This window comes from Methylorubrum podarium (assembly GCF_022179745.1).
Lineage (GTDB): Bacteria > Pseudomonadota > Alphaproteobacteria > Rhizobiales > Beijerinckiaceae > Methylobacterium > Methylobacterium podarium.
Genome location: NZ_BPRD01000088.1, coordinates 1 through 4,207, shown reverse-complemented (window position 1 = coordinate 4,207; position 4,207 = coordinate 1). Strand labels below are relative to the sequence as shown.

The window sequence follows — 4,207 nt, the reverse complement described above, 5'->3', positions numbered from 1 at the left end:
CGACCCTCGACGGCGAGGCGGCGCGGCCGGTGCACGAGAGCCTCTCGCTGACCCGGTTCCGCAACCCGCTGGTGCGGCTGATGCTGCCGTTCCGGATGCCGCGGCGGATCTAGATCATTGTTCTGACGCGCTTTCTATCGACGAACCGGCATCCACTTCGTCGGAAAGCGCTCTCGGAATCGATCAGCCGGCCTTCGCTTCGGCCTCGTCCTTGCGCTCGTGGCGCAGCAGCAGCGGCGTCTGCGCCAGGGCGAAGGCGATGGTGAGCGGCATGATGCCGAACACCTTGAAGCTCACCCAGAAATCCTCCGTCTGCGTGCGCCAGACGATCTCGTTGAGGGCGGCGAGCGCGAGGAAAAATAGGCCCCAGCGGAAGGTGAGCTTGCGCCAGCCCTCGTCGGTCAGCGCGAACATGCTGTCGAGCACGACCGAGAGCAGCGACTTGTTGAAGGCGAGCCCGCCGAGCAGGACGAGGCCGAACAGCGTGTTCACGATGGTCGGCTTCATCATGATGAAGGTCTTGTCCTGAAGCGCCAGCGTCAGCCCGCCGAACACCAGCACGACGACGCCAGAGACGAGGGGCATGATCGGCAGCCGCCGCAGCAGGGCGAAGTGCACGCCGAGCGCGATCATCGTGGCGACGATGAACACGCCGGTCGCCACGAACAGCTTGCTCTCCGGCGTCACGCCGAAGCGCTCGGCATAGGCGTTGCTGAAGAAGAACACCGCGAGCGGGCCCACCTCCAGCGCCAGCTTGAGGAGCGGCGGCAGGTGCCGGCGCGGCGGGACGCTCTCGACCTTCATGCTGAGGTTCTCACGATCTTGCGATGGGGCGGCGGGCAATCGATCACTCCTTGGGGAGGCCGGTGATCGCCCTGGCAAAATCCCGCGCGGCGAACGGCTCCAGATCCTCGACGCCCTCGCCGACCCCGATGAAATGCACGGGCAGGCCGAACTTCGCGGCGAGTGCCACCAGAATACCGCCCCGCGCGGTTCCGTCGAGCTTCGTCATCACGAGGCCGGACACGGGGGCCGCCTGCGAGAACAGCTCGACCTGGCTCAGCGCGTTCTGGCCGACGGTGGCGTCGAGAACCAGCAGGGTGGCGTGGGGCGCTTCCGGATCGAGCTTGCGGATGACCCGGACGATCTTCTCCAGCTCCGCCATCAGCCCCGCTTTGTTTTGCAGGCGGCCGGCGGTGTCGATGAGGAGCACGTCGGTACCGTTCTCCCGCGCCTCCTTGAAGGCATCGAAGGCGAGCCCGGCGGCGTCCGATCCCTGCTCGCGGCTGATCACGGGGGTGTTCGTGCGCTCGCCCCAGACCCGCAGCTGCTCGATCGCCGCGGCGCGGAACGTGTCGCCCGCCGCCAGCATCACGCTGCGGCCCTCCGCCTTGAACTTGAGGGAGAGCTTGCCGATCGTCGTCGTCTTGCCGGCACCGTTCACGCCGACCGTCAGGATCACGTACGGCTTCTTGCCCGTGTCGATGGCGATCGGGGTCGCCACCGGCTCCAGCGCCCGCTCGATCTCGGTGGCGAGGATGGCGCGCACCTCGTCCGGCGAGATGCCCTTCTCGTAGCGGCCCTTGCCGACCGCCTCCGACATCCGCGTGGCCGTCTCCACGCCGAAATCGGCCTGGATCAGCGCGTCCTCCAGATCCTCCAGGGTGGTCGCGTCGAGCTTGCGCTTGGTGAACAGCCCCGTCACCCGGTCCGACAGGGCCGAAGAGGTGCGGCGCATGCCCTCGGTGAGCCGCGACCACCAGCCCCGCTTCTCCGTGCCCTCGACGGCACCGGAGATCGCATCGCTGGCGAGCGCCGCGGCGGAATCGACGGGCTGGATGTCGGCCTCGGCGGGCGGCTGCGCCTCGGCCGGGACCGCCTCCTCCGCGTCACCGACCGTCAGGCGCGACCACCAGTTCCGCTTCTCCGCAGGCTCCGCGGAGAGGGCCGACGGTTCCGGCTCCGTCGTCGTCTCGTCCGGCTGCGGCGCTTCGCCCGACGGCGGCTGCGGCTCCGGCTGGAGGTCGGCGCCCTCGACCTGATCGGGGATGCGGTTCTTGTCGGGATCCTCGGAGGCGGGTTCGCTGACCGGCGGCGGCACGTGGGACACGTCGTCCGCCGCGGTGGCGAAGTCCGGCAGACCCTCGGATTCGGAGGCCGGCGACAGCGGGTCCGGCGTGACCGGCGGCGCGTCCGGTTGAACCTCGGCCGGCAGTTCCTCGGCGGGCGTGGGGTCGGCTGGCTTCGCCTCGGGCGCACCCTTCCGCCCGAACAGGCGTCCGAACCAGCCGGGCTTCTCGTCGTCGCTCATCCCAGTCCCTTATACAGCCTTGCCCGCGACGATCCGGCATTCTAGCCCGTGAGGCATGAACGCGCGTGTTTCAGTGCCGGATCGCACCGTCGGACCGGAGATAGGGCTTTCCCTGCTCTACCGCGATGCCCTGATGCTCGTCATCGACAAGCCGGCGGGTCTGCCGGTGCATCCGGGGCCGAAGGGCGGGCCGACCCTGACCGACCATCTCGACGCCCTGCGCTTCGGCCTGCCGCGCCGCCCGGAGGCCGCGCATCGGCTCGACCGCGACACCTCGGGCTGCCTCGTGCTGGGCCGTCACGCCAAGGCGCTCGCCCGTCTGAACCGCCTGTTCGCCGACGGCAAGGTGGACAAGACCTATTGGGCGCTGGTCGAGGGCGGACCCGAGGCGACGGAGGGGCGCATCGACCTTCCGCTGGCCAAGCGCTCGGACGATCCGCGCAGCTGGTGGATGAAGGCGGACCCGGCCGGCGCGCCGTCGCTGACACTCTACCGGGTGCTCGGGCGGGCGAACGGGATGTCGTGGCTGGAACTGAAGCCGGTGACGGGGCGCACGCATCAGCTGCGCGTCCACTGCGCGGCGATGGGCTGGCCGATCCGCGGCGACGCGATCTACGGGAACGCCGGGCGGGAGGGGCCGGGTCTCCAGCTCCATGCGCGGGGCTTGCGCCTGCCGCTCTATCCGAAGCGCGAGGCGATCGCCGTGGAGGCGCCTGCGCCGGCGCATATGCGGGCGGGGTTGGTCGCGTGCGGGATGGTCGCCGCATCGCAAAACCCTCTCCCCTCCGCCGGAGAGGGTGCCTGCGCAGCGGACGGGTGATACCTTTTCCGGTCGATCGCTTCGGGCTTTGCCAGCCTCCGTCATCGCGAGGCGGAGCCGAAGCGATCCAGCGCGCGACTCATCCGGAAAAGTCGCGGACTGGATTGCCACGGCTTCGCCTCGCAATGACGGAGGAAACACCGAAGCGATCAAACGGATGGCGTGTAAGGCGTCAGCCCCGCCGGGCGAGCCCGCCCGCGAAGTCGCGCAGGGCCGCCTCGACCAGGGCGGCGACCTGCGCCTCCGTCTTCGGCGCGCGGATCACGAGGCTCGCCACGACCTCCGGGTGGATGCGCCGCTGCTTCGGCGTGCGGGCATGGTTCGACAGGCGCAGCCGCTCCGCACCCTCGCCGCGGGCGAGATAGAGGCTGTCGCCGCGGGTGTTGCGGGCGGTCTCGCGAAAGCCGTGCGCGGCGAGCAGGCGGCCCGCATGGGCGAGCGCCTCAGGCGGCGGCAGCGGGCGCATCAGGCCGAGACGGCGAGGACCGCCAGCGGCAGGGCCGCCGCGACGAGGGCGGCGAGCGCCGCGGGGGCGACGTAGCGCGGCCGGTAGGACAGGAGCAGAACCAGCCCCACGGCCGCCCCGGTGAGTGCGCCGATCCACTGCACGGGGCCGAACGCCCAGCCCTCCCACAGCCCGGCGACGAGGAAGGAGAGGGCGATCGCCCCCCAGCCGAACAGGCGCAGGCGCAGGGCCGCCGCCCGCTCCGCCTTGCGGTCGAAGACCTCGGCATGGTGCCGGTTCAGGCTGAGGCAGAGGGCGGCGAGCGCGGCGAAGCTCAATCCGAGATTCGCGGCGAGGACGAGGGGCGTCATGCGTGGGTTGGCTCCGGGCGCCGCGCGGGCGCGCGGGCGGGGGAGGCGGGGGCGGTCGAGGCGGCTTGCGCCGGCTTCGCGCCCCGCTCCCGATCCCGCTTGGGCGCCTCGTAGCGCAGGATCTTGCGGGCGGCGACGGCGAACAGGCCCGCGAGGAGCAGCATCGCCCCGTCGAACCACGCGAAGAGCGGATCGCCGCCGCCGAGCCGCAGGGGATGGTCGGGGATCGTCAGGATGTCGGCGGCGACCACCGCGAAGCC

The 4,207-nt window shown here is 71.0% G+C and carries 6 protein-coding genes and 1 pseudogene; 2 read left to right on the top strand and 5 right to left on the bottom strand.

What is annotated here, in order from left to right; all coding sequences use genetic code 11:
* Positions 1-113, top strand: a 113-nt coding sequence (locus MFF42_RS04525) for a carotenoid 1,2-hydratase family protein (protein ID WP_507763102.1), incomplete at its 5' end; no start/stop codon positions are given.
* A 70-nt stretch (positions 114-183) separates the two neighbouring features.
* On the opposite strand, the gene MFF42_RS04520 is transcribed toward MFF42_RS04525, so the two are convergent.
* Complete coding sequence (locus tag MFF42_RS04520) at positions 184-804, bottom strand: septation protein A (RefSeq protein ID WP_238254695.1); 621 nt, start codon at positions 802-804, stop codon at positions 184-186.
* Between the two features lie 43 nt (positions 805-847).
* Positions 848-2,311, bottom strand: coding sequence for a signal recognition particle-docking protein FtsY (ftsY, locus tag MFF42_RS04515; RefSeq protein WP_238254694.1), 1,464 nt, complete (start codon positions 2,309-2,311; stop codon positions 848-850).
* A gap of 55 nt (positions 2,312-2,366) precedes the next feature.
* Here ftsY and MFF42_RS04510 point away from each other — a divergent pair, with 55 nt between their 5' ends.
* Complete coding sequence (locus MFF42_RS04510) at positions 2,367-3,131, top strand: RluA family pseudouridine synthase (protein WP_238254693.1); 765 nt, start codon at positions 2,367-2,369, stop codon at positions 3,129-3,131.
* Between the two features lie 172 nt (positions 3,132-3,303).
* Here MFF42_RS04510 and MFF42_RS04505 read toward each other — a convergent pair whose 3' ends face one another.
* The 3 genes and pseudogenes from MFF42_RS04505 to MFF42_RS04495 all read right to left on the bottom strand — a co-directional run.
* On the bottom strand, positions 3,304-3,597 hold the full coding sequence (locus MFF42_RS04505; RefSeq protein WP_238254692.1) for a hypothetical protein: 294 nt from the start codon (positions 3,595-3,597) through the stop codon (positions 3,304-3,306).
* Positions 3,597-3,947, bottom strand: coding sequence for a DUF3325 domain-containing protein (locus tag MFF42_RS04500; protein ID WP_238254691.1), 351 nt, complete (start codon positions 3,945-3,947; stop codon positions 3,597-3,599). Before MFF42_RS04500 ends, MFF42_RS04505 begins: the two co-directional genes overlap by 1 nt.
* A pseudogene (locus tag MFF42_RS04495) lies at positions 3,944-4,207 on the bottom strand (PepSY domain-containing protein); the annotation flags it as partial. The gene MFF42_RS04500 and the pseudogene MFF42_RS04495, both read right to left, overlap by 4 nt.